The 340-nt window shown below is 46.5% G+C and carries 1 protein-coding gene; it reads left to right on the forward strand.

Annotated features, from left to right (window positions below):
* Window positions 1–319 (forward strand): IS200/IS605 family transposase (gene tnpA / locus CWC16_RS19655; RefSeq protein ID WP_138542708.1); only part of this gene is annotated, 319 nt, incomplete at its 5' end.
* Window positions 320–340 lie beyond the last annotated feature (21 nt).

Raw genomic sequence — 340 nt, forward strand, 5'->3', positions numbered from 1 at the left:
TGATGGGCACATGATCCAGCAATTGAAGGAAGCATTTGAAAGCTCCTGCGAAAAACTGGAGTGCGATTTGCTTGAAGTGGACGGTGAACAGGATCATGTGCATCTACTCATTGCTTACCCCCCAAAGCTGGCGATCAGTGTCATGGTGAATAACTTGAAATCAGTATCGTCCAGACGGTTAAGAATGCTGAATACGCACCTTATGACGCAGAGCAGATCTGGAAGGTTGTGGTCACGATCTTATTTTGCCTGTAGCGCTGGAGGTGCAACTATTGAGACATTGAAAGAGTACGTGAACAGTCAGAGTACTCCCGAATGATTGAACCAACTTACAGGCGGA

This window comes from Pseudoalteromonas sp. S3776 (assembly GCF_005886915.1).
GTDB lineage: Bacteria > Pseudomonadota > Gammaproteobacteria > Enterobacterales > Alteromonadaceae > Pseudoalteromonas.